Below are 355 nucleotides of genomic sequence, written 5' to 3'. Positions count from 1 at the left end.
TCAGCGATTACTGAAAGATGGCTCTTTGGTACTGGTCACTCAGGCACTGGACGGCATAATCACCGGCGCTCAGATTATCAAGCCGAGTGGTGAAAAGCGTCTTGTCTCTGGCACGCAGAAAAAGGGGAGTTTTATCCCCTTATCACCCATCACCGGAACACCAGACACGATCATCATTACTGAGGGATATGCAACCGCCTTGACGGTGAGTCAATTGTGTGAGGGCTTAGTACTGGCTGCGATTGATGAGGGTAATTTATCGACCGTTGCCGGGCTGGTGAGAGAACGGTGGCCAACAGCGAAAATCATTCTGGCGGCGGATAACGACTGGCATACACCGGGCGAACTGGACGAC

Annotated in this window: 1 protein-coding gene; it reads left to right on the top strand. The window is 52.4% G+C overall.

The genetic code is table 11. The features are described 5' to 3' along the window. Positions 1-355, top strand: a 355-nt coding sequence (locus tag AAC854_RS23345; protein WP_340619164.1) for a toprim domain-containing protein, incomplete at both ends; no start/stop codon positions are given.

The sequence above is a fragment of the Xenorhabdus entomophaga genome (genome assembly GCF_037996725.1).
GTDB lineage: Bacteria > Pseudomonadota > Gammaproteobacteria > Enterobacterales > Enterobacteriaceae > Xenorhabdus > Xenorhabdus khoisanae.
This window is presented reverse-complemented; position numbering and strand designations above follow the sequence as displayed.